At 69.8% G+C, this 24458-nt stretch carries 21 protein-coding genes; 13 read left to right on the top strand and 8 right to left on the bottom strand.

Going from position 1 to position 24458, the window contains the following annotated elements; translation table 11 throughout:
* Positions 1-95: 95 nt before the first annotated feature.
* The 4 genes from rplI to rpsF form a co-directional block, all read right to left on the bottom strand.
* Entirely contained in the window at positions 96-542 is a 447-nt protein-coding gene (gene rplI / locus ACZ58N_RS22565) for a 50S ribosomal protein L9 (protein WP_281204948.1), read from the bottom strand.
* An 18-nt stretch (positions 543-560) separates the two neighbouring features.
* Positions 561-797, bottom strand: coding sequence for a 30S ribosomal protein S18 (gene rpsR / locus ACZ58N_RS22560; RefSeq protein ID WP_005315025.1), 237 nt, complete (start codon positions 795-797; stop codon positions 561-563).
* 43 nt (positions 798-840) lie between these two features.
* Positions 841-1449: a single-stranded DNA-binding protein gene (locus ACZ58N_RS22555; RefSeq protein ID WP_471162700.1), complete on the bottom strand. Its 609-nt coding sequence runs from the start codon at positions 1447-1449 to the stop codon at positions 841-843.
* 75 nt (positions 1450-1524) lie between these two features.
* Positions 1525-1815, bottom strand: coding sequence for a 30S ribosomal protein S6 (rpsF, locus tag ACZ58N_RS22550; protein WP_004950685.1), 291 nt, complete (start codon positions 1813-1815; stop codon positions 1525-1527).
* 249 nt (positions 1816-2064) lie between these two features.
* Between rpsF and ACZ58N_RS22545 the strand changes: the two genes are divergently transcribed.
* The 3 genes from ACZ58N_RS22545 to ACZ58N_RS22535 all read left to right on the top strand — a co-directional run bounded on the left by ACZ58N_RS22545 (position 2065) and on the right by ACZ58N_RS22535 (position 4727).
* Positions 2065-2379, top strand: coding sequence for a hypothetical protein (locus ACZ58N_RS22545; RefSeq protein ID WP_471162697.1), 315 nt, complete (start codon positions 2065-2067; stop codon positions 2377-2379).
* Between the two features lie 129 nt (positions 2380-2508).
* Positions 2509-3627: a lipid II:glycine glycyltransferase FemX gene (locus tag ACZ58N_RS22540; protein ID WP_281204951.1), complete on the top strand. Its 1119-nt coding sequence runs from the start codon at positions 2509-2511 to the stop codon at positions 3625-3627.
* A 68-nt stretch (positions 3628-3695) separates the two neighbouring features.
* On the top strand, positions 3696-4727 hold the full coding sequence (locus ACZ58N_RS22535; RefSeq protein WP_471162690.1) for an alanine racemase: 1032 nt from the start codon (positions 3696-3698) through the stop codon (positions 4725-4727).
* Positions 4728-4733: 6 nt separating this feature from the next.
* Here ACZ58N_RS22535 and ACZ58N_RS22530 read toward each other — a convergent pair whose 3' ends face one another.
* Positions 4734-6212 (bottom strand): glycosyltransferase family 87 protein, encoded by a 1479-nt coding sequence (locus tag ACZ58N_RS22530; RefSeq protein WP_471162687.1) that lies wholly within the window; start codon positions 6210-6212, stop codon positions 4734-4736.
* Positions 6213-6298: 86 nt separating this feature from the next.
* Positions 6299-8938 (bottom strand): transglycosylase domain-containing protein, encoded by a 2640-nt coding sequence (locus ACZ58N_RS22525; protein ID WP_471162685.1) that lies wholly within the window; start codon positions 8936-8938, stop codon positions 6299-6301.
* Between the two features lie 271 nt (positions 8939-9209).
* Between ACZ58N_RS22525 and ACZ58N_RS22520 the strand changes: the two genes are divergently transcribed.
* The 3 genes from ACZ58N_RS22520 to ACZ58N_RS22510 all read left to right on the top strand — a co-directional run bounded on the left by ACZ58N_RS22520 (position 9210) and on the right by ACZ58N_RS22510 (position 12319).
* The gene (locus tag ACZ58N_RS22520; RefSeq protein ID WP_281204955.1) at positions 9210-9812 is read left to right on the top strand and encodes a PadR family transcriptional regulator; all 603 of its coding nucleotides are present in this window, start codon (positions 9210-9212) and stop codon (positions 9810-9812) included.
* A gap of 50 nt (positions 9813-9862) precedes the next feature.
* On the top strand, positions 9863-10945 hold the full coding sequence (locus ACZ58N_RS22515; RefSeq protein ID WP_471162683.1) for an inositol-3-phosphate synthase: 1083 nt from the start codon (positions 9863-9865) through the stop codon (positions 10943-10945).
* A 105-nt stretch (positions 10946-11050) separates the two neighbouring features.
* On the top strand, positions 11051-12319 hold the full coding sequence (locus ACZ58N_RS22510) for an MFS transporter (RefSeq protein ID WP_471162680.1): 1269 nt from the start codon (positions 11051-11053) through the stop codon (positions 12317-12319).
* A gap of 86 nt (positions 12320-12405) precedes the next feature.
* On the opposite strand, the gene ACZ58N_RS22505 is transcribed toward ACZ58N_RS22510, so the two are convergent.
* Complete coding sequence (locus ACZ58N_RS22505; RefSeq protein ID WP_471162678.1) at positions 12406-13857, bottom strand: CCA tRNA nucleotidyltransferase; 1452 nt, start codon at positions 13855-13857, stop codon at positions 12406-12408.
* Between the two features lie 185 nt (positions 13858-14042).
* Between ACZ58N_RS22505 and ACZ58N_RS22500 the strand changes: the two genes are divergently transcribed.
* From ACZ58N_RS22500 to trxA, 7 genes are all read left to right on the top strand, one after another.
* Complete coding sequence (locus ACZ58N_RS22500) at positions 14043-16310, top strand: DUF6049 family protein (RefSeq protein ID WP_471162675.1); 2268 nt, start codon at positions 14043-14045, stop codon at positions 16308-16310.
* A 46-nt stretch (positions 16311-16356) separates the two neighbouring features.
* A complete protein-coding gene (murJ, locus tag ACZ58N_RS22495; RefSeq protein ID WP_471162672.1) occupies positions 16357-18534 on the top strand; it encodes a murein biosynthesis integral membrane protein MurJ in 2178 nt (725 codons plus the stop codon).
* Between the two features lie 126 nt (positions 18535-18660).
* Positions 18661-20379 (top strand): protein kinase family protein, encoded by a 1719-nt coding sequence (locus ACZ58N_RS22490; RefSeq protein WP_471162669.1) that lies wholly within the window; start codon positions 18661-18663, stop codon positions 20377-20379.
* A 24-nt stretch (positions 20380-20403) separates the two neighbouring features.
* The gene (sigM, locus tag ACZ58N_RS22485; protein WP_389699915.1) at positions 20404-21099 is read left to right on the top strand and encodes an RNA polymerase sigma factor SigM; all 696 of its coding nucleotides are present in this window, start codon (positions 20404-20406) and stop codon (positions 21097-21099) included.
* Entirely contained in the window at positions 21096-22166 is a 1071-nt protein-coding gene (locus tag ACZ58N_RS22480) for an anti-sigma factor (protein ID WP_471162666.1), read from the top strand. The genes sigM and ACZ58N_RS22480 overlap by 4 nt, the downstream gene beginning before the upstream one ends.
* A 125-nt stretch (positions 22167-22291) precedes the next feature.
* A complete protein-coding gene (trxB, locus tag ACZ58N_RS22475; RefSeq protein WP_471162664.1) occupies positions 22292-23251 on the top strand; it encodes a thioredoxin-disulfide reductase in 960 nt (319 codons plus the stop codon).
* Positions 23252-23295: 44 nt separating this feature from the next.
* On the top strand, positions 23296-23637 hold the full coding sequence (trxA, locus tag ACZ58N_RS22470) for a thioredoxin (RefSeq protein ID WP_389699912.1): 342 nt from the start codon (positions 23296-23298) through the stop codon (positions 23635-23637).
* A gap of 161 nt (positions 23638-23798) precedes the next feature.
* On the opposite strand, the gene ACZ58N_RS22465 is transcribed toward trxA, so the two are convergent.
* On the bottom strand, positions 23799-24416 hold the full coding sequence (locus ACZ58N_RS22465) for a GNAT family N-acetyltransferase (RefSeq protein ID WP_471162660.1): 618 nt from the start codon (positions 24414-24416) through the stop codon (positions 23799-23801).
* Positions 24417-24458 lie beyond the last annotated feature (42 nt).

The following is a 24458-nucleotide window of genomic DNA, read 5'->3' as shown; positions in this document are numbered from 1 at the left end:
CTGACTCACGCCGATCACGGGCCTGTGCCCGTGTTCGTGCGGAGAACGACGAAGGGCCGCACCCCCGGAGGAGTGCGGCCCTTCATGCGCTGCCCTTAGGCGGCGACGACCTCGATGCCCACGTTCGCGGCGACCTCGGCGTGCAGACGCACGGAGACCTGGTACGAACCGAGGGTCTTGATCGGGGAGCCCAGCTCCACGCGACGCTTGTCGACCTTCGGGCCACCGGACGCCTCGATCGCCGTGGCGATGTCGGCGGGCGTGACGGAACCGAAGAGACGGCCGGCGTCACCCGCGCGGGTGGCCAGACGGACCTTCACGCCCTCAAGCTTGGCCTTGAACTCGTTGGCCTGCTCGATGGTCGCGATCTCGTGGATCTTGCGGGCGCGGCGGATCTGCGCCACGTCCTTCTCGCCACCCTTGGTCCAACGGATCGCGAAACCACGCGGGACCAGGTAGTTGCGAGCGTAACCGTCCTTGACGTCGACGACATCGCCGGCGGTGCCGAGGCCAGAGACCTCGTGGGTCAGGATGATCTTCATTGTTCGGTCACCCTTTCCTTATCGCGCGGTGGACGTGTAGGGCAGCAGTGCCATCTCACGGCTGTTCTTGACTGCCGTGGCGACGTCACGCTGGTGCTGCGTGCAGTTGCCGGTGACGCGGCGGGCACGGATCTTGCCGCGGTCGGAAATGAACTTCCGCAGCATGTTCGTGTCCTTGTAGTCCACGTACGCGGTCTTGTCCTTGCAGAACGCGCAGACCTTCTTCTTAGGCTTGCGCACAGGCGGCTTCGCCATTGTGTCTCTCCTGTGTGATCAAGAAGTGGGGATGCGAGCTGCCCTAGAAGGGCGGCTCGTCCGAGTAGCCACCGCCGGAGCCGCCGGAGCCGCCGGAGCTTCCGCCCCAACCGCCCCCGCCGCCACCCTGCTGCTGGCCACCGGCAGCCGGCGCACTGGACGCCCACGGGTCGTCGGAGGGACCTCCGCCGCCCTGGGGCGCGCCGCCGCCACCGGGGGCTCCGCCCCAGTTGCCGCCGCCACCCTGCTGCTGACCGCCGCCGCCGTATCCACCCTGGCCACCGCGACCCGTGGTCTTGGAGACCTTGGCCGTGGCGGTCTTCAGGCTGGGGCCGACTTCCTCGACGTCCAGCTCGTAGACCGTGCGCTTGACACCCTCACGGTCCTCGTACGACCGCTGCTTCAGCCGGCCCTGCACGATGACGCGCATGCCCCGCTGAAGGGACTCGGCGACGTTCTCGGCCGCCTGACGCCAGACCGAGCAGGTGAGGAACAGGCCTTCGCCGTCCTTCCACTCATTGGTCTGCTTGTCGAAGATGCGGGGAGTGGACGCGACACGGAACTTCGCGACCGCCGCACCCGAGGGGGTGAAGCGCAGCTCGGGGTCGTCGACGAGATTGCCGACGACCGTGATGACGGTCTCGCCTGCCATGGATGAACCTCTCGGCGGGGATGTGCTGCTGGGCTGCTGTGTACTACTCGGTCCCGATTACCGCTGAACCGAAGTTCAGTGGGTCTCGGGGCGGAGGACCTTGGTCCGGAGAACCGACTCGTTCAGGTTCATCTGGCGGTCGAGCTCCTTGACGACCGCAGGCTCGGCCTGCAGGTCGATGACCGAGTAGATGCCCTCGGGCTTCTTCTTGATCTCGTAAGCGAGACGACGACGGCCCCAGGTGTCGACCTTCTCGACCTTTCCGTTGCCCTCACGGACGACGGAGAGGAAGTTCTCGATCAACGGGGAGACAGCGCGCTCCTCAAGATCGGGGTCGAGGATGACCATCACTTCGTAGTGACGCATGTGGAACCCACCTCCTTTGGACTCAGCGGCCACGGTCGTTCCGTGGCAGGAGGGTCGTGATGCGTGCGCACGGCGTCTGAGAACAGACACCGCGCAGACCGTACAGACTACCCCGTCGACTCCTTCCGGTTGAAATCCGCCGGGAGAGGACCACAATCTGTATCCATCGGGTGTGCTCGGTGCTATGCCCCGGCCCTGTCGGCGGCGGCCCCGTCGCACCGCTCTGCTCCAGCCAGGAGGTGCCTTCCGATGGCACAGGCAATGCGACCGCAGTCCCCCATCTCTCTCCTCGCGACGGACGGCAAGCCCCACCCGCTCCAGGACACCCTGATGGCGGCCACCCTCATCCTCGGCGCCGTGGCGTTCATCACGGCGTTCTGGCACCACCTGCATCTGGTCAGCTCGTGGGCCGGGCTGGTCGGGATCCTGACCGGCGGCTACGGACAGTTCATCTCCATCACGACCCGCGAACGCTTCGCGCTGATCATCGGCCTTGGCGCGTCGGCCTTCGGCTTCTTCCTCGGCATGGCGCACGGCGGCCTCTTCGGCGGCTGGCTGGGCTGACCGGGGGACCTCCGCGACGGGGCGCCGGCTTCCACCGGCCCGGGCTCGGCCCGTCCCCCAGATGGGTGGCGCCCACGTCGCAGTAGGCTTCGCGCCATAGCCAGCGAAGCCGCCGAGGAGACGCCCCGCATGAGCCTGTCCCTGAGGACCATCAGCCGAGAGCAGCATCTGGGATATCTCCAGAGCCTGCCCTCGGCGAGCCACTGCCAGGTCCCGGCGTGGGCCGACGTGAAGAACGAGTGGCGTTCGGAGAACCTGGGTTGGTTCGACGCGTCCGGCGAACTCGTCGGTGCCGCGCTCGTGTTGTACCGCCAACTGCCCAAGGTGAAGCGCTACCTCGCCTACCTTCCCGAGGGCCCGGTCATCAACTGGTACGCCCCGAATCTGGACGAATGGCTCCAGCCGATGCTGGCGCACCTGAAGCACCAGGGCGCCTTCACCGTGAAGATGGGCCCGCCCGTCGTCATCCGACGCTGGAACTCCGCCGCCATCAAGGCCGGCATCCAGGACCCCGAGGTCAAGCGTCTGCGCGACGTGGAGGCCTCGGTCATCGAGCCCCGCGCCTTCGAGGTGTCCGACAAGCTGCGCCGGATGGGCTGGCAGCAGGCCGAGGACGGCGGCGCCGGCTTCGGCGACGTGCAGCCCCGCTACGTGTTCCAGGTGCCGCTGGCGAACCGCTCGTTGGACGACGTCCTCAAGGGCTTCAACCAGCTGTGGCGCCGCAACATCAAGAAGGCCGAGAAGGCCGGCGTCGAGGTCGTCCAGGGCGGCTACGAGGACCTGCCCACCTGGCAGCACCTCTACGAGATCACCGCCGAGCGCGACAAGTTCCGCCCTCGCCCGCTCAGTTACTTCCAGCGCCAGTGGACGGCCCTCAACTCCGAGGACCCGAACCGGATGCGGCTGTACATCGCCACGCACGAGGGGGAGCCGCTGGCCGCCGCCACGATGCTCACCGTCGGCCAGCACGTCTGGTACTCGTACGGCGCCTCCGCCAACCACAAGCGCGAGGTCCGCCCGTCGAACGCCATGCAGTGGCGCATGCTGCGCGACTCGTACGCGCTCGGCGCGAGCGTCTACGACCTCCGCGGCATCAGCGACACGCTGGACGAGAACGACCACCTGTTCGGCCTCATCCAGTTCAAGGTCGGCACCGGCGGCGAGGCCGTCGAGTACGTCGGCGAGTGGGACTTCCCGCTGAACAAGCTGCTGCACAAGGCGCTCGACATGTATATGTCCCGTCGCTGATTCCCCCTCCTTCCCCACATACCGCACCCGCTGCACCAGGCAGCCACCAAGAGAGGTTCCGGACGGGCATGGCGCTCACGCTCTACGTCGACACCGCGCGCTGGCGTGCGCACCAGAAGCAGATCACGGACCAGTTCCCCGGACTGATCCCGGTCTGCAAGGGCAACGGCTACGGCTTCGGCCACGAGCGCCTCTGCGAGGAGGCGACCCGGATGGGCGCCGACATCCTGGCCGTCGGCACCACCTACGAGGCCGCCAAGATCAAGGACTGGTTCGGCGGCGACCTGCTCGTCCTCACCCCGTTCCGGCGGGGCGAGGAGCCGGTGCCGCTGCCCGACCGGGTGATCCGCTCGGTGTCCTCGGTGGACGGCGTGCGGGGCCTGGTCGGCGCGCGCGTCGTCATCGAGTGCATGAGCTCGATGCGTCGCCACGGCGTTTCCGAGCAGGACCTGGGCCTGCTCCAGTCGGCGATCGAGGACGTCCGACTGGAGGGCTTCGCCCTCCACCTGCCGCTCGACCGCCCGGACGGCTCGGACGCCGTCGAGGAGGTCATCGGTTGGATGGACCGGCTGCGCGCGGCCCGGCTGCCGCTGCACACCATGTTCGTCAGCCACCTGCGGGCCGAGGAGCTGATCCGGCTCCAGCAGCAGTTCCCGCAGACCCGATTCCGGGCCCGGATCGGTACCAGGCTGTGGCTGGGTGACCACGAGGCGACCCAGTACCGCGGTTCGGTACTGGACGTCACGCGGGTCTCGAAGGGCGACCGGTTCGGCTACCGCCAGCAGAAGGCCGCCTCCGACGGCTGGCTGGTCGTCGTCGCGGGCGGCACGTCGCACGGGGTGGGGCTGGAGGCTCCCAAGGCCCTGCACGGGGTGATGCCGCGCGCCAAGGGCGTCGCCCGGGCCGGCCTGGCCACGGTCAACCGGAACCTTTCGCCCTTCGTGTGGGCGGGCAAGCAGCGCTGGTTCGCCGAGCCCCCGCACATGCAGGTGTCGATCCTGTTCGTGCCCTCGGACGCGACCGAACCCAAGGTCGGCGACGAGCTGGTGGCGCACCTGCGGCACACCACCACGCAGTTCGACCGGGTGCTCGACGCCTGACCCCGATCAGTCGCCCGGGGTCGTGCCCCAGTCGACACGCTGTCCTCGCGAAGGCGCCGCGTACTGCGGCGCCTTCGCCGCGTTCGTGAGGACGAACCGGTCATCGGCCCCGTCCAGGACACCGCCGGACGGGTCGTCGGAGCCGTCGCGCCGGACGACGTCCCGCTCGGGCAGCAGGATGTCCCGCACCACGACCGCGCAGAGGTAGAGCGTGGCCAGCAGGTGCGCGGCGATGGCCAGCTGATAGCCCTCCAGCGGAAGACCCTGGTGCTTGTCCCCGCTGGACGTGTAGGCGAGGTAGAACCAGATGCCCAGGAAGTACGCGACCTCACCGACCTGCCAGATCAGGAAGTCGCGCCAGCGGGGTCGGGCCAGCGCGGCGAGCGGGATGAGCCACAGCACGTACTGCGGCGAGTAGACCTTGTTGGCCAGGATGAACGCCGCGACGACCAGGAAGGCCAGCTGCGCGAACCGGGGCCGCCTGGGCGCCGTCAGGGTGAGCAGGCCGATGGCCAGGCACATCAGCAGGGTCAGGCCCGTCGCGTACGTGTTGGCCCCCTCCAGGGGGTTGCCGGTGCGCTGGGAGATCAGCAGCCAGACGGAGCCGAAGTCGATCGGCCGTTCCTGACTGAACACGTAGAACCGCTTCCAGCCGTCCCAGGCGAAGAACATGATCGGCGCGTTCACCACGAGCCAGGTGACGACGGCCCCGCCGGCCGCGGCGCCGAAGGCCCGCCACTTCCCCGCACGCCAGCAGAGCACGAACAGGACGCCGAGCAGCAGGGCGGGGTAGAGCTTGGCCGCGGTGGCCAGACCGATGAAGACGCCGGCTGCCAGGGGACGGCTGCGCGACCACATCAGCATCGCGACGGCGGCGAGGGCGACCGCCGGCAGGTCCCAGTTGATCGTCGCGTTGAGCGCGAAGGCCGGGGCCAGCGCCAGGAACAGGGCGTCCCAGGGCCTGCGCCGGTGGGTCCGGGCGACACAGACGGCCAGGACGGCCGCACAGGCCATGAGCATGCCCGCGTTGACGATCCAGTACATCTGTTCGCGGTGCTGGAGCGAGCCCGAGCCGGGCGTCAGCCAGGCGGCGACCTGCATGAAGGCTCCGGTGAGCACCGGGTACTCCAGGTACTGCATGTCGCCGTACTTCGGATCCAGGTCCGGGAAGCGGTCGAAGTACGGCACGAGGCCGTCGGCGAAGCCGCGCGCGGAGTACAGGTGCGGGATGTCGGAGTAGCAGGCGTGCGTGTACTGCGAGGTGGCGCCCCGGAACCACGCCCAGTCGTAGCAGGGCAGTTTCTGCACCATGCCGAGGGCGAACAGCCCGAGGACCACCAGCACGACGACACGCACCGGCCCCAGCCAGTGGCCGCCGAGGCGGGCGTGCCGGCCGATGGGGCCGCCGATGAATTCGCTGCCTGCCGCGGCGACCTCGTCCTCCTCCGTGGGCAGGACGGGCCGCTCCTCGTGCACCTTGGTCATGCGCTCATCCTGCCGTACCGGGTCGGACACGCGGGAGGGCCGTCGCACGGGTGCGACGGCCCTCGCCGGTGTGGAGGGGGGACGGGTCAGCCGGAGGCGCCCATGTTCATGCCCCAGTTGGTGGAACCGCCCGGCCGGCCGGGCCGGCCCGAGTTGGACGGGGAGGGCCCGCCGGTGGTTCCGCCGTCCGGGAAGCCGCCGGGGCCGCCGTCGTCGCCGCCCGGGCCTCCGCCGTTGCCCCCGATCCCGCCGATGGCTCCGTTGCCGCCGTTCGAGGCGCCGTCGGTGGTGCCGCCGGCGGTCTCCGGGTCGCAGTACAGCCCGGCCCACGGCTTGCAGGAGGGCCTGCCGCCGCGCGAGGGCGAGGGCGACACCGGGGGTGCCGAACTCGACGGCGGGACCGACGGGGTCGGGGAGGGCGAGTAGGAGGGCGCCGGGGGCGTCGGGGTGGGGGCCCCGGACGCGTCGGCGGTCACGCCGATCTCCTCGGGCTCCGGGAACTTCTTGATCGGAGTGCCCTTCAGGGCCTCGCGCATGTACTCCGTCCAGATCACGGCCGGGATGTCACCACCGTGGATGGAGTCGACCCCGCCCACGTTGTTCATGGACATCAGGGCCTTGTCCTTGGAGTTCGGGTCGTTGCGGAACAGCGTGACCGAGGTGGAGAGCTCCGGGGTGTAGCCGACGAACCAGGCCGACTTGTTGAGGTCGGTCGTGCCGGTCTTGCCCGCGGCGGGCCGGCCCAGCTTCTTCGCCTTGATGCCGGTGCCGTTCTCGACGACGTTCTGAAGCACCTTGGTGATGTTGTCCGCGATGGAGTCGTCCATGGCCCGGGCGGACTTGGGGGGCTCGAACCCGGGCAGGTCCTTGCCGTCCTCCGTGACCTTGGTCACGGAGAAGGGCTCGTGGTGCGTGCCGGAGGCGGCGAAAGTCGCGTACGAGTCGGCCATCCGGATGGCGCTGGGCGTCGAGGTGCCGAGCGCGAAGGAGGCGTTGTCGTCGGGGTCCATCGATTCGTCGAGGATGCCGGTGGAGCGGGCGACACCGCGGACCTTGTCGTGGCCGACGTCGAAGATCAGCTGGGCGAACGGCACGTTGATCGACTGCCGCATCGCCTCGTCGAGGGTGACGTAGCCGAAGGCCTGCGGGCTCTCGTTCTTCTGCTTGAACGGCTCGCCGCCCTTGCCCCGCAGCGGCTTGCCCTGTCGGTTCGTGATCACGGTGAGGTCGTCGGCGAGGTACTTGCTGTCGACCGAGATGCCCGAGCCCTTGGAGTTCTGGGTGCCGTACTGCATGGCCGCGGCCAACACGTACGGCTTCCAGGTGGAGCCGACCGGCACGCCGGAGGTGTTGGCGTTGTTGGCGAAGTGCTTGTGGTCCCAGCCGGGGCCGCCGTACAGCGCCACGATCGCCCCGGTCCTCACGTCGACCGAGGCGGCGCCGAACTGCACGAAGGTGTCGTACTGGGGCCGCTTCTTCTCGTCGAGGAAGTCGTTGCGGGTGTCCTCCACCGCCTTGGACAGCGCCTCCACCTTGGGCTTCTCGAACGTCGTACGGATCGTGTAGCCGCCCAGGGCCATCTTCTCGGCCGTGATGCCCGTGGTCTTCAGGACGTACTGCTTGGCGACCTCGACGAGGTACCCGGTCTGACCGGACATGCCGCGGGCCTGCTCGGAGTCGACCCGGGCCGGGAACTCCTTGTACTTGTCCCGCTCGGACTGTTCCATGCGACCCACCGCGACCTCGCGGTCGAGGACCCAGGCCCAGCGCAGCCGGGCCCGCTTCTCGTTGGCCTCGGGGGTGGCGGCGGCGCCGATGCCGCCGTCCGGGTTGTAGAGGTTGGGGCCCTTGAGGAGGGCCGCGAGGAAGGCGCTCTGGGACGGGTCGAGGTCCTTGGCGTCCTTGCCGAAGTAGGCACGGGCGGCGGCCTGGATGCCGTAGGCGTCACGGCCGTAGTAGGCGGTGTTGAGGTAGCCGGCGAGGACGGTGTCCTTCGGCTCCGTCATGCCGAGCCTGATCGAGATGAAGAGCTCGGTGACCTTCCGCTTGAGCGTCTGCTCGGAGTCCAGGTACATGTTCTTCACGTACTGCTGGGTGATCGTCGAGCCGCCCTGCGTGGACCCGCCGGTGGCCATGTTCACCACCGCGCGGCCGATGCCCGTCGGGTCCACGCCCTTGTCGGTCTCGAAGGACTCGTTCTCCGCGGCGATCACGGCGTTGCGCATCGACAGGGGAATCTGGTCGATGGGGACGATCTGCCGGTTCGTGGACCCGCCGGTGGCGACCATCTGGGTGCCGTCCGCCCACTGGAAGACGTTGTTCTGGGCCTCGGCCGCCTTGTTCGGGTCGGGCGTGCCGACACTGGCGATGCCGATGCCGGCTCCGGCCACGATGACGGCGAAGAAGCCCAGGGACGTACCCCCGACCAGCTTCCAGGAGGGGACGAAGCGCCTCCAGCCGTCCTTGGCGGCACGCGGGTAGTCGACGAGCCGGTTTCCCCCGCCCTTCCCCCCGCCGCCGCGGGGCGCGGTTCCGCGCCGGCCGGCCCGGCGGGTGTCCGCGCGTCCGGCCTGAACGGTCTGTTCTGCGTACGGTCCGCTGGGTGACGCCGTGGGGACGTCACGCCCGGACCCGGCGCCCCTGCCGGGGCGCTGTTGCGCAGCCCGGCGGGACGCGGCGCGTCCACCGCCCTGGGGCTGCGGCGGTTTGCGGCGGTGCTCGCTCATCGAACGACTACTCCTCGGGCAGGCGAGTGGCCTGGAAGCGGCTGGTGAATTCCGGTTCCCCCGTTGTGTTGCCGCACAGACTACGCACGGCCAAAACCCGACCAGTGCCGAAGTTCACCCCAAATCAGGCACCTTGCGTCGCACGAATTGATGATGTGACGCCGGTCACCACGTCACCCCTTGTCGCGAACGGCCGCCCGTTCTATCGTCTGGATGTATCGAGTCGATACATCAGCTCGGCATAAACTCAGAGGCGGAGAGGAGCAGGCGGATGAGTAGGCGCTCAGGCATCCTTGAGTTCGCCGTCCTCGGCCTGCTTCGCGAATCCCCCATGCACGGTTACGAGCTCCGCAAGCGGCTCAACACCTCGCTGGGGGTGTTCAGGGCGTTCAGCTACGGGACTCTCTATCCCTGCCTCAAGACGCTGGTCGCCAACGGCTGGTTGATCGAAGAGCCGGGCAACGCCCCGGAAGACGCTCTCGCCGCTTCACTCGCAGGGCGCCGCGCCAAGATCGTCTATCGGTTGACGGCCGCAGGTAAGGAGCACTTCGAAGAGCTCCTCTCCCACACCGGCCCGGACACCTGGGAGGACGAGTCCTTCGCCGCCCGCTTCGCCTTCTTCGGTCAGACCGAACGCGAGGTGCGCATGCGGGTACTGGAGGGCCGCCGCAGCCGGCTGGAGGAGCGCCTGGAGAAGATGCGCGCCTCGCTCGCCCGCACACGGGAGCGTCTCGACGACTACACGCTTGAGCTGCAACGACACGGCATGGAATCCGTGGAGCGTGAAGTGCGCTGGCTGAACGAGCTCATCGAGAGCGAGCGGGCGGGACGGGATCGGAGACGACCCGGACCGTCCGACGAAACTGCAAAGTGAGGCCTGCATCTCGCAGGCCTCGTTCCGAGAACAAACAGGGAGCAACCGGAATGGGTTCGGTTCGCGTAGCCATCGTCGGCGTGGGCAACTGCGCCGCCTCGCTGGTGCAGGGCGTCGAGTACTACAAGGACGCCGACCCGGCGGCCAAGGTCCCCGGTCTGATGCACGTCCAGTTCGGCGACTACCACGTGCGTGACATCGAGTTCGTCGCCGCGTTCGACGTCGACGCGAAGAAGGTCGGCCTCGACCTCTCGGACGCAATCGGCGCCAGCGAGAACAACACCATCAAGATCTGTGACGTCCCGAACGCCGGCGTCACGGTCCAGCGCGGCCACACCCTCGACGGCCTGGGCAAGTACTACCGCCAGACCATCGAGGAGTCCGCCGAGGCGCCGGTCGACATCGTCCAGGTCCTCAAGGACCGTCAGGTCGACGTCCTGATCTGCTACCTCCCCGTCGGTTCCGAGGCCGCTGCGAAGTTCTACGCGCAGTGCGCCATCGACGCCAAGGTCGCCTTCGTCAACGCCCTCCCGGTCTTCATCGCCGGCACCAAGGAGTGGGCGGACAAGTTCACCGAGGCCGGTGTCCCGATCGTCGGCGACGACATCAAGTCCCAGGTCGGCGCCACCATCACGCACCGCGTGATGGCGAAGCTGTTCGAAGACCGCGGCGTCCGCCTTGAGCGCACCATGCAGCTCAACGTCGGCGGCAACATGGACTTCAAGAACATGCTGGAGCGCGACCGCCTGGAGTCGAAGAAGATCTCCAAGACCCAGGCCGTCACCTCGCAGATCCCCGACCGCGAGCTCGGCGAGAAGAACGTCCACATCGGCCCGTCCGACTACGTGGCGTGGCTCGACGACCGCAAGTGGGCCTACGTCCGCCTCGAAGGCCGCGCCTTCGGTGACGTCCCGCTCAACCTTGAGTACAAGCTTGAGGTGTGGGACTCGCCGAACTCCGCCGGTGTCATCATCGACGCCCTGCGCGCCGCGAAGATCGCCAAGGACCGCGGTGTCGGCGGCCCGATCCTGTCGGCGTCGAGCTACTTCATGAAGTCCCCGCCGGTTCAGTACTTCGACGACGAGGCCTACGCGAACGTCGAGAAGTTCATCAAGGGCGAGGTCGAGCGCTAGTCGCACCCCACGTGTCCTCCGGACACCTGGTCTTCGACTGCTCTTACGCCGAGGGTCCCCGGGCAATGTGTCCGGGGACCCTCGGCGTGTGTGACCCTTGCCCTCATGCCTGTCGTACGTGATCTGCGCGTACTCCTGCGCCTGAGGGACTTTCGCAACCTGCTCGCCGTACGGCTGCTCTCCCAGGCCGCCGACGGTGTCTACCAGGTCGCGCTCGCCACCTACGTGGTCTTCTCCCCGGAGAAGCAGACCTCGCCCGCGGCCATCGCCTCGGCCATGGCGGTGCTCCTGCTGCCTTATTCGGTGATCGGTCCCTTCGCCGGCGTGCTGCTGGACAGGTGGCGCCGCCGCCAGGTCTTCCTCTACGGCAACCTGCTGAGGGCCTTCCTCGCCTGTGTGACCGGCATGCTGATCGTCGCGCAGGTGCCCGACTGGCTCTTCTACGCCTCGGCCCTGTCCGTCACCGCGGTGAACCGCTTCGTCCTCGCCGGCCTCGCCGCCTCATTGCCCCGCGTCGTGGGACCCGGTGAGCTGGTCACGGCCAACGCCCTCTCCCCGACCGCCGGAACCCTCGCGGCCGTGGGCGGGGGCGGACTCGCCTTCCTGGTGCGGCTCCTGGCCTCCGACAGCAACGCCCTCGTCGTGCTGCTCGGCGCCGGGCTCTACCTCTGCGCGGCCCTGGTCTCGCTGCGCCTGGCCGTAGGTCTGCTCGGCCCCGACCACCCACCCGGCCGGAGCCACCCGTCGCTCGTCGAGGGCGCCGCCCTCACCGTGCGGGGCATGGCCGAGGGCCTCAGACACCTCGCCCAGCGGCGCGAGGCCGCCGTGGCGCTCACGGCGATGACGCTGATGCGGTTCTGCTACGGCGCCCTGACCGTCACGCTCCTGATGCTCTGCCGGTACGCGTGGTCGGACAACGAGTCGGACGGCTTGGCCCTGCTGGGCACAGCCGTCGGAGTCTCGGGGGCCGGATTCTTCGTCGCCGCCGTCATCACGCCCTGGCTGGTGACCCGGCTGGGAACCCTGGGGTGCATCACCGTCTGCGCCGCCGGCGCGGCCGTCCTCGTCCCCGCGCTCGGCCTCTTCTTCGCACCCGGGCCGATGCTCGTCGCCGCGTTCGTCCTCGGCCTCGCCACACAGGGCGCCAAGATCTCCACCGACACGGTCGTGCAGTCGCGGGTGGACGACGCGTTCCGCGGGCGGGTCTTCTCCGTCTACGACGTCCTGTTCAACGTGGCGTTCGTCGGAGCCGCCGCCGTGGCCTCGCTCATGCTCCCGACCGACGGCCGGTCCACCACCCTGATCGTGACGGTGGCCCTGCTCTACGCCGTCACGGCCGTGCTCGTACAACGACGAAGGCGGTGTTTCACGTGAAACACCGCCCTCGTACCGGCGTCCCCGCCCGCTGTTTCACGTGAAACAGCGGGCGGGTGGCCTTCGACCGGCGGGCGCGGGGCCCCTCAGCCCTGGGCGTCCTGAGCGGCCCACCACTTCTTGAGGGCCTCCACCGCCGCATCGTGCCCCATCGGGCCGTTCTCCAGCCTCAGCTCCATCAGGAAGGCGTAGGCCTTGCCCACCGCCGGTCCGGGGCGGATCCCCAGCACCTGCTGGATCTCGTTGCCGTCCAGGTCGGGCCGGATGGCGTCCAGCTGCTCCTGCTCCTGGAGCTGTGCGATCCGCTCCTCCAGCCCGTCGTAGGTGCGCGACAGGGCGTTGGCCTTGCGCTTGTTGCGCGTGGTGCAGTCCGACCGGGTCAGCTTGTGCAGCCGGCCGAGCAACGGGCCCGCGTCACGGACGTAGCGCCGCACGGCGGAGTCGGTCCATTCGCCGTCCCCGTAGCCGTGGAAGCGCAGGTGCAGCTCCACCAGCCGGGACACGTCCTTGATCATCTCGTTGGAGTACTTCAGCGCGGTCATGCGCTTCTTGGTCATCTTCGCGCCCACCACCTCGTGGTGGTGGAAGGAAACCCGGCCGTCGCTCTCGAACCGGCGGGTACGGGGCTTGCCGATGTCGTGCAGCAGGGCCGCCAGGCGCAGCACCAGGTCCGGGCCGTCCTCCTCCAGCGCGATCGCCTGTTCCAGCACGATCAGGGAGTGGTCGTAGACGTCCTTGTGCCGGTGGTGCTCGTCGCTCTCCAGCCGCAGTGCGGGCAGCTCGGGCAGCACGCGATCGGCGAGACCGGTGTCCACGAGCAGTCCCAGACCCTTGCGGGGGTGCGCCGAGAGCAGCAGCTTGTTCAGCTCGCCCTGCACCCGCTCCGCCGAGACGATCTCGATCCGGTCGGACATCGCCTTCATCGCCGACACCACCTCGGGTGCGACTTCGAAGTCCAGCTGCGCGGCGAACCGGGCGGCGCGCAGCATCCGCAGCGGATCGTCGGAGAAGGAGTCCTCCGGGGCGCCGGGAGTGCGCAGCACGCCCTCGGCCAGGTCCTGAAGACCGCCGTGCGGGTCGACGAACTCCTGCTCCGGCAGGGCCAACGCCATGGCGTTGACCGTGAAGTCCCGGCGGACCAGGTCCTCCTCGATCGAGTCGCCGTAGGAGACCTCGGGCTTGCGGGAGGTGCGGTCGTACGCCTCGGAGCGGTACGTCGTCACCTCGATCTGGAAGCCCTGCTTCTGCGCCCCCACCGTTCCGAAGGCGATACCGACGTCCCAGAGGGAGTCGGCCCACGGTCGGATGATCTTCAGGACGTCCTCGGGACGCGCGTCCGTGGTGAAGTCGAGGTCGTTGCCGAGACGCCCGAGCAGCGCATCGCGGACGGACCCGCCGACCAGGGCGAGGCGGAAGCCCGCCTGCTGGAACCGGCGGCCGAGCTCGTCGGCGACAGGAGCGACCCGCAGCAGTTCACTGACCGCGCGGAGCTGCACCTGGTTCAGGGCGCTGGGGGAGTCTTCATTGGCGTTCGGCACAACAGAAAAGGGTACGTGGCCCGCCCGGCACGGGCTCACTCGTTTTGCGGCCACCCCGCGCCCGGGCCCTCGGGAGCCGCCCCCGATCATGTGGAGCAAGGCGCGGCACTCGCGCACAGCGCACCTCGTTACCATGCGTGGACGCAGAAACGACGACCACTGACACTTCGAGGACGGGCGAGCGCGTGGCCGAGGCGGCACAAATCCAGGGGGGAACTCCCACCCCTGCCCGGCGCCGCTGGCTGCGGCGGGCGGTGGTCCTGCTCGCCGGGACGCCGGTGCTGGCCGCTCTGATCTACGCTCCCGCCCCGCCGGCCCAGGCCGCCGATGGCTCGGTCGACGTCCAGCTGGATGAGGTGAGCCCGAGCTCTCCCGTCAAGAGCGACACGCTGACCATCTCCGGAACCGTGGTCAACAACAGCTCCGAGACGGTCAAGGGCGCCCACGTCGGACTGCGGGTCGGGCCGATGATCAGCGATCGGTCCGCCATCGACGAGGTCGCGGAGCGCAGGGGATTCCGGCCGGGTGTGGATCCGGGGGAGATCGACAGCGCCTACGCCGTGAAGATCGACTCGCTCCCCTCGAAGGTGGGCAAGTCGTTCTCCATCAAGGTGCCGCTCAACAAGCTGGAACTGGGCGCGGACGGCGTCTACCAGCTGGGGGTCTCCGTCTCGGGGACGACCGACAGCCGGCCCTCCGAGCGCGTCCTCGGCATCCAGCGGACGTTCCTGCCCTGGCAGCCCGACCCCGCCGCGAAGCGTTCCTCGCTCACCTACGTGTGGCCGCTGATCTCCACGACCCGCGTCACCGCGGAGAGCGGGTCGGACGAGCTCCAGACCCCCGTCTTCCTCGACGACTCCCTCGCCGACGAGCTGGCACCCGGCGGCCGCCTGGAGCGGATGGTCGCGCTCGGCAAGGACCTGCCGGTCACCTGGGTGATCGATCCCGACCTGCTGGCCACCGTCGACGCGATGACCAAGGGCTACCGGGTGCGCAGCCCCGAGCCAGGCGGCAAGCCCGTCCAGGGCAAGAAGAAGGCCGTGGCAGAGCGCTGGCTCAGCGACCTGGAGAACGCCGTCCAGGGCAAGAAGGTCGTCGCGCTCCCCTTCGCCGACCCGGACATCGCCTCGCTGGCACACCACGGCAAGGACGTCTCGGGCACCCTCGGCCAGCTGCGGCCCGCCACGGACAAGGCGCGCCAAGCCGTGGAGACGGTCCTCCACGTCACCCCGTCCACCGACTTCTCCTGGCCCGTGGAAGGCGCGATCGACCCCGCGATCGTGAACGTCGCCACCTCGGCCGGAGCCCACAACGTCCTCGCGCGCAGCGACAGCCTCCAGGAGAGCGGCGCCCTCGGGTACACGCCCTCGGCCGCGCGGCCCATCGGAGCCGGCACCACGGCCGTGGTCGCCGACGCCGAGCTCTCCACCGCCTTCGACGGCGACATGTCCCGCGCCGCGAACTCCACGCTCGCCGTGCAGCGGTTCCTGGCCCACAGCCTCGCCCTCAACCTGCACAACGGCGACGAGCCGCGCAGCTACGTGGTCGCGCCCCAGCGCATGCCCACGGTCAGCCAGGTCGACTCGATGGCCCTCGCCCTGCGCGGTCTCCAGGGCGCCCGGTGGAGCCAGCCCTCCGACCTGGAGGCCGCGGCCGCCGCGAAGCCCGACCCCGGGGCCTCGACCCAGGTTCCGGGCGCGGGGCAGTACCCCGAGTCCCTGAGCAAGCAGGAACTTCCGGTGTCGGCCTTCGAGAAGATCCGCACCACCCAGAACACCCTCGACCACTTCAAGGTCATCCTCACGGCTCCGGACCGCGTCGAGATCCCCTTCGGCAACACGACCAACCGCGAGATGTCCACCTCCTGGCGCGGTCGCCCCGATGAGGGGCGCCTCTACCGCGAACAGGTCCAGCAGTACCTGATCGGACTCACCGAGAAGGTCAAGGTCATCCCCAAGTCCGACGCCACCCTGTCCGGGCACAGCGCGACGATCCCCGTCAGCGTCCAGAACAGCCTCGTCCAGGACGTGCACAACCTCGTGCTCCGCGTGAAGTCCGCCAATCCCACCCGCCTGATGTTCGGCGACAGCGGGGAGTCGGAGCAGGAGGTCACCGTCCAGGGCGGGCACAGCCAGACGGTGAAGTTCACCGCCAACGCCACCGCGAGCGGGCCCGTCGAGGTCACGGCGCAGCTCTTCACCAAGGACGGCGTCCCGTACGGCAAGGAACGCACCTTCACCGTCGATGCGACGGAGATCACGCCCACGGTCATGCTGGTCATGGCGGGCGGCGTGCTGCTCCTGGTCCTCGCAGGCATCAAGATGTACGCGAGCCGCAAGCGTGTCGCGGCCCGCACGGCCGCGGAGGAGAGCACGCAGCCGAGTGACGAGTCCCCGGACACCGGACCGCAAAGCACCGAGGGGTCCGGCCCGAGTGAGACAGTGGACCGTTGAGCGATGCCGTGGCCGGTCGGCCTGGGGACGATGAGGTGGGGTTGCGATGAACGCGCCGTACGACGGTGACCGCGCGCAGGGCGCTGGTGGGCAGACGCCCCCCCAGGGCACTGCCCCGGGCACTCCGGTGCCCGGACAGGTTCCGGCGCCCGCGCCCGCGCCGGACCACGACCCTTATGTCCAGGACGCCTACGCCTACGACCCTTACCGGGCGCAGGACCTGTCGGCGCAGGATCCGGTCGCCGAGGTCCTCTACGACCGGGCGTCGCACCCGCCGCCGCCCCCGGGCACCTACCAGGAGGCGGCTCCGCTCTACGCGGCTCCCCAGAACCCCTCCCACGGTCCCGACCCGCGGATCTGGGCCCAGACCCCGCCACCGGAACCGGACGGCCCCTCCCGGCACCTTCCGTACGGGGACCAGGCTGCCACCACGCAGTTCGTCGGCGTGGACTCGCTGGTGACGCGGGCCGCCGAGGACCAGCCGGAGCCGGACGCCTTCGCCCACCTGTACCGCGACCAGCAGGCGGCCCCCCGCACCCCGGTCGAGGAGGCTCCGGTGGCCGCACCGGCCCCCACCAAGCCCGCCGGACGCGCGGCCGGCCTGCTCAAGTCGAGCGCCCTGATGGCGGCCGGCACGATCGTCTCCCGCCTCACCGGCTTCGCCCGCACCCTGGTGATCGCCGGGGCCATCGGCGTCGCCGCCCTCAACGACAGCTACCAGGTCGCCAACACCCTGCCGACGATGATCTACGTGCTCGTCGGCGGCGGCGCCCTCAACGCGGTCTTCATCCCCCAGCTCGTCCGGGCCATGAAGAACGACGACGACGGCGGCGAGGCGTACGCCAACCGGCTGCTGACCCTCGTCGTGGTCCTGCTGGGCGCCGTCACCACCGTCTGCGTCCTGGCCGCTCCGCTGTTGATCGGGATGATGTCGCAGGACATCGCGGACAACCCCGAGCGCCTCGAAGTGGCCGTGGCCTTCGCCCGCTACTGCCTGCCCACCATGTTCTTCATGGGCGTGCACGTGGTCCTCGGTCAGATCCTCAACGCACGCGGCCGGTTCGGCGCCATGATGTGGACCCCGGTCCTCAACAACATCGTCGTCATCGCCACGTTCGGCGCCTTCATCTGGGCCTTCGGCGGTTTCACCGCCACGGGCATGACCGAGGGGAGCATCACCCCCGAGGGCGTCCGCCTGCTCGGCATCGGCACCCTGCTCGGGCTGGTCGTCCAGTCCCTCGCGATGCTGCCCTACCTGCGCGACGCCGGGTTCAAGCCGCGCCTGCGCTTCGACTGGAAGGGCCACGGCCTCGGGAAGGCCGCGGGCCTCGCCAAGTGGACCTTCTTCTTCGTCCTCGTCAACCAGCTCGGCCTGATCGTCGTCACCCAGCTCGCCACCACGGCCGGAACGCTCGCCGGTACGAAGGGCCAGGGCGGCACCGGCATCACCGCCTACAACTACGCCCTGCTGCTGTGGCAGATGCCGCAGGCCATCATCACCGTCTCCGTCATGACGGCAGTCCTGCCCCGCATCTCCCGCTCCGCGCACGACGGGGACGCCGCCGCGGTCCGCGACGACATCTCCTACGGCCTGCGCACCTCGGCCGTCGCGATCGTGCCCTGCGCCTTCGCGTTCCTCGCGCTCGGCGTGCCGATGGCCACCCTGCTGTACGCCGGTTCCGGTGCCGACGACGCCCGCAACATCGGCTTCGTCCTCATGGCCTTCGGCCTGGGTCTGATCCCCTACTCCGTCCAGTACGTCGTCCTGCGCGGCTTCTACGCCTACGAGGACACCCGGACCCCCTTCTTCAACACGGTCATCGTCGCCGCCGTCAACGCCGGTGCCTCCACCATCGCCTTCTTCGTCCTCCCCGCCCGCTGGGCCGTCGTGGGCATGGCCGCCGCGTACGGACTCGGCTACGCGGTGGGTGTCGGCGTGGCCTGGCGCCGCCTCAAGAACCGTCTCGGCGGCGACCTCGACGGCGCCCACGTCATGCGCACCTACACCCGGCTGATCGGCGCCTGCGTGCCGGCCGCCGCCGTCGCCGGTGGTGTGGCCTACGGAGTCACCCAGTGGCTGGGCAGCGGGGTCGTCGGTTCCCTCGCCGCCCTCGTGGCCGGCGCCGTCGCACTGGGCGCGGTGTTCCTCATCGCCGCCAAGCGGATGCGGATCGAAGAGCTCAACTCCATGGTCGGGATGGTCCGCGGCCGTCTGGGGCGCTGATGGGGGTGCCCACCGGAGGACCCGACCTCCCTGGCGTGTCGTGCAGAGCGCCGGACTGTGGGCACAATTGGCATGGCTTCGCAGACTGGCCGACAGCGCGCAACGGATGGGGAGGCAGGGACGACGGTGGCGGAACGTAGCACGGCTGCCGTCGACGTGGCCGACAACAGCGGCGATGAGCCGCTGGCCGCAGGAGCGGCCAAGGCCACGGCCGACGGGGTGGACACCCAGAACGGACGAGCCGCGGACGGACCCATGCCCGAAACGGACGGCGAACGCACGAACGCGGCCCCTGCGGCCGCACCGGAACTCCACAGCGGCCACAAGCTCGCCAGACGCTACCGCCTGGAGGAGTGCGTCACCCGTCTGGACGGATTCAGCAGCTGGCGCGCGATGGACGAGAAGCTCCGTCGCGCGGTCGGCGTCCACCTGCTGCCCGCCGATCACCCCAGGGCCCGCACCGTCCTGGCCGCCGCCCGCTCCTCCGCACTGCTCGGCGACCCCCGGTTCGTCCAGGTCCTCGACGCCGTGGAGGAGAACGACCTCGTCTACGTCGTCCACGAGTGGCTGCCCGACGCGACCGAACTCACCGCGATCCTCGCCGCCGGACCTCTGGAGCCCCACGAGGCCTACCAGCTCGTCAGCCAGGTCTCCCAGGCCATGTCCGCCGCCCACCGCGAGGGGCTGGCCCACCTGCGGCTGACTCCCAGCGCGATACTGCGCACCTCCTCGGGCCAGTACCGCATCCGCGGGCTCGCGGTGAACGCCGCGCTGCGCGGCATCACCAGCGAGACCCCGCAGCGCGCGGACACCGAGGCCATCGGCGCACTGCTGTACGCCGCACTCACCCAGCGCTGGCCGTACGAGACCGACGCCTACGGCCTCGCCGGCCTGCCCAAGGGTGTCGGCCTGATCGCCCCCGACCAGGTCCGCGCCGGAGTGCACCGCGGGCTCGGCGAGCTCGCCATGCGCGCACTCGCCAACGACGGGGCCACCGCGTCCCGTCAGGAGCCCGCCTGCACCACGCCGGAGGAACTGGCCAGGGCCGTCGCCGCGATGCCCCGCATCCGGCCGCCGGAGCCCGCCTTCACGGCGCCCCCGGAGTACCAGCACACCACCTACCAGCAGGGCAGTTACGGCCGTCCCCTGCCGCCCGGCGGCCCCACCGCGCAGGTCGCTTCGATTCCGCCGCCGCCGTTGCAGAGCCGCACCGGCCGGGCCCTCAAGTGGGGTGTCGCCGCCCTGCTGATCGCCGCCCTCGGCCTCGGCAGCTGGCAGCTCGCCGACAAGCTCCTGGACCACCGCAACCGGGGCAACGGCAGCAACGGGAACCAGCAACAGGAACAGCCGAACGGCGACAAGGGGCCGGAGAAGAAGGCCCCGGTGCCGCTCTCCATCAAGGGGGCCTCGGAGCACGTCCCGGAGGGCTCCGCGCAGAACGCCAACGACGTCTCCAAGACGTACGACGGGGACGCCTCCACGTACTGGCGGACCAAAAGCTTCTTCGAAGGCCCGAAGCTGACGATCAAAAGCGGCGTCGGCATCGTCTACGACCTCGGGGAAGAGCACGAGGTCACCGAGGCGTCGATAGGGCTGCGGTTCACCGGTGACCACACGACCCTGGAGCTGTACGCGGTCGATGCCAAGCCGGTCAAGCCCATCAGTTCGCTGAAGAAGATCGCGTCGACCACCACGAACGAGCGGTCCGTGCGCCTGACCGTCGAGAAGCCGGTCAAGTCGCGCTACGTGCTGGTGTGGATCACCGCCATGCCGCACGCTCCCCTCGACGATTTCAGCAGCGCCGGCTACAAGCAGGGCATCACGGATGTGAAGTTCACGGGCTGACGGACAGCAGGGGAGGGCTCACCGTTGGACCACGCCACGACCGGCGACCACAGCGACCAGGAACTCCTGGCGCTGCACGTCGCCGGTGATCCCGACGCCTTCGGTGAGCTCGTGCGCCGCCACCGCGACCGGCTGTGGGCCGTGGCCCTGCGCACCCTCGGTGACCGCGAGGAGGCCGCCGACGCCGTGCAGGACGCCCTGGTCTCCGCCTACCGGGCCGCCCACACCTTCCGCGGGGAGTCGGCCGTCACCACCTGGCTGCACCGCATCACCGTGAACGCCTGTCTCGACCGGGCCCGCAAGGCCGCCTCGCGCCGGACCTCCCCCCTCGACGACACGGACCGCCTGGAGCGGCTCCTGGAGCCCCACGAGTCCGCGGAGGCCCCCGCGGAGCGCCAGGACCTCCACCGGCAGCTGCTGTCCGCGCTCAGCACCCTCCCGGCAGATCAGCGGGCCGCCCTCGTGCTGGTCGACATGCAGGGGTACCCCGTCGCCGAAGCCGCGCGGATCCTCGACGTTCCCACCGGGACCGTGAAGAGCCGGTGCGCGCGCGGCCGGGCGAAACTCGTCCCGATGCTCACTCATCTGCGCACGAATGCCGTGGATAACAGCACATCGGAGCGGGGAAGGAACCGGACGCCGGGGACACCCGTCCCACCGGCGGCAGAACCCCGGGACCCAGACCCAGACGCTGTGAAGGGCGGAGGTGGACGACCGTGAGCCCCACGACCGGAACGATCCGGCACCCGGAGGTCTCGGAGATCTCCGACCTGACCGAAGGACTGCTCTCCCCGTCGCGCGGCGCCGAGGTGCGCCGCCATCTCGGCGCATGCTCCCTGTGCGCGGACGTCCTCGTCTCGCTCCAGGAGATCCGAGACCTGCTCGGCACCCTTCCCGGACCGCCGAGGATGCCCTCCGCCGTCGCGGGCCGCATCGACGCGGCCCTGGCCGCCGAGGCCCTCCTCGACTCGACCGGGTCCCGGACTCCCTCCACCACCTCCGTTCACGCCCCCGGCCGACCCGGGGACGATTCAGATGCGGGCACGGATGCAGCAGCCGGTGTCGGTGTCGGTGTTTCACGTGAAACACCGACTGAGGGAACACAGGCAGGTGGGACACCGACCGCCGTTCCACGTGAAACACGGGCAGCCGGCTCCGGCCGTTCCGGGGCCCGCCCCTCCGGTCACCCCTCCGGTTCCGACGGACCCGGCCGCCGCCGTGCCCGTCGGCGGATCGCGGTCCTCACGGGGCTGGCCGGGGCCGCCGCCTGCGTCCTCGCCGTCCTCCTCGTCAACGGCCTCACCGGCAGCTCCTCCGACGAACCCGCCACCGCCGCCCGCAGCGACGCCTCGTCCGCCGCGGGCCGCACACCGGGCTCGGGGTACACCGCGCAGGGGCTCCAGGACAGCGTCCGTCGGCTCCTCGCCACCGGGAGCACCGGGGAGACCGGGACCGCGGAGACCGGGGACGCCGTACCGTCCCCGCCGGACAGGACCAACAAGACGATGGGGCTGGAGAACACCCCCGGCCTGGCGCCCTCCGATCGCCAGGGCGCCGCGCAGGAGGCGTCCGTACCACCCTGTGTGCGGCAGTCCACCGGCCGCGCCGACGCCCCGCTCGCCGCCGACCGCGGTACCTACGAGGGCAAGGCCGTCTACCTCGTCGTGCTGCCGCACCCCGGCGACCCGGCCCTCGTGGACGCCTACGTGGTGCCGGCCGGCTGCGCGGACGCGCCCGCGCAGGCTCCGGGAACGCCGCTGCTCACGCGTACCTATCCCCACGGCTGATCCGTTCCCGGTTCCGTCCTGGCCGAGCGGGGAATGCGCGCGCCGTAGGATCCGTTGGGTGGGGTGAGAGTCCGCACCGGCCCCCGGTAGGCAACACGCAGTCCGCAGAGACGAGGAAAGAACCCGTGAGCGACGTACGAAACGTGATCATCATCGGCTCCGGGCCGGCCGGTTACACGGCCGCCCTGTACACCGCACGCGCTTCGCTCAACCCCCTGGTCTTCGAGGGCGCCGTCACCGCCGGTGGCGCACTGATGAACACCACCGAGGTCGAGAACTTCCCCGGCTTCCGGGACGGCATCATGGGTCCGGACCTCATGGACAACATGCGTGACCAGGCCGAGCGCTTCGGTGCCGAGCTCATCCCCGACGACATCGTCTCCGTGGACCTCACCGGTGAGATCAAGACGGTCACCGACACCGCCGGCACGGTCCACCGCGCCAAGGCCGTGATCGTCACCACCGGTTCGCAGCACCGCAAGCTCGGCCTGCCCAACGAGGACACCCTCTCCGGGCGCGGTGTCTCCTGGTGCGCCACCTGCGACGGCTTCTTCTTCAAGGACCAGGACATCGCCGTGGTCGGAGGCGGTGACACCGCGATGGAGGAGGCGACCTTCCTCTCCCGCTTCGCCAAGTCGGTCACCATCGTCCACCGCCGCGACAGCCTGCGTGCCTCCAAGACCATGCAGGACCGTGCCTTCGCCGACCCGAAGATCAAGTTCGCCTGGGACAGTGAGGTCGCGGAGATCCACGGCGAGCAGAAGCTCTCCGGTCTCACCCTGCGCAACACCAAGACCGGTGAGACCTCGGAGCTTCCCGTGACCGGCCTCTTCATCGCCGTCGGCCACGACCCGCGGACCGAGCTCTTCACCGGCCAGCTGGACCTGGACGACGAGGGTTACCTCAAGGTGGAGGCTCCCTCCACGCGCACCAACCTCACCGGTGTCTTCGGTGCGGGCGACGTCGTGGACCACACCTACCGTCAGGCGATCACCGCGGCCGGCACCGGCTGCTCGGCCGCCCTCGACGCGGAGCGCTTCCTGGCCGCCCTCTCGGACGCCGAGCACGCGCACGCCGCAGTCTGACCCGCTGTACCAACCCCACACCCCGCAGGAAGAAGGAGCCCGCTGTGGCCGGCAACCTCAAGAACGTGACCGACGCCGACTTCGACACCGTCGTCCTCGCCAGCGACAAGCCCGTGCTGGTGGACTTCTGGGCCGAGTGGTGCGGTCCGTGCCGCCAGATCGCGCCCTCGCTGGAGGCCATTGCCGCCGAGTACGGCGATCAGATCGAGATCGTCAAGCTCAACATCGACCAGAACCCGGCCACGGCCGCCAAGTACGGGGTCATGTCCATCCCGACCCTGAACGTCTACCAGGGTGGCGAGGTCGCCAAGACCATCGTGGGCGCCAAGCCGAAGGCCGCCATCCTGCGTGACCTCTCGGACTTCGTCGAGGCCAAGACCGTCTGACGAGCCGCTGTTTCACGTGAAACGGGGCCGCCCTTCAAAGGGCGGCCCCGTTTCGCACGTTCAGGACACGTCCCACGTTCGGGACACGTCCCACGTTCAGGACACGTCGCACATTCGGGTCCGGTCGGACCCGCGGGTCGGGTCGCATGGTCGTGTCCCGCTCACAACGGACGCAGCGCCGGTTCCTTGCGCGCCCCGCCGAGCAGCCGGTCCAGGGCCAGCTCCACGTCTTCCTTCCACGACAGGGTCGTCCGCAGTTCCAGGCGGAGCCTCGGGTGTGCCGGATGCGGGCGGACCGTCTTGAAGCCCACCGAGAGCAGGTGGTCGGCCGGCAGCAGACACGCCGGCCGCTCCCACCGCGCGTCACCGAACGCCTCGATCGCCTTGAAGCCCCGGCGCAGCAGGTCCTTGGCGACCGTCTGCACCATCACCCGTCCCAAGCCCTGCCCCTGATACCCCGGCATGATCCATGCCGTGATCAACTGGACCGCGTCCGGGGACACCGGGCTGGTGGGGAACGAGGCCGCCCTCGGGACGTAGGCGGGCGGAGCGTAGAGGACGAAGCCCACGGGGACCTCGTCCACGTAGACCACCCGGCCGCAGGAACCCCAGTCCAGTAGGACGGCGGAGATCCAGGCCTCCTTCTGAACCTCCGCTGTGCCCGCCTTGACCGCGGCCTCACCGCTGACGGGGTCCAGTTCCCAGAACACGCAGTTCCGGCAACGCTTGGGCAGGTCCTGGAGGTTGTCCAGCGTGAGTGGTACCAGCCGACGCCCCATGACGGCATCGTATCCACAGGCCCCTCGCCCTTCGAGTGCGGA

It is taken from the genome of Streptomyces sp. NPDC040432 (genome assembly GCF_055595445.1).
Note: the sequence above shows the minus strand (reverse complement) of the source record. Positions and strands in the feature narration are given on the sequence as shown.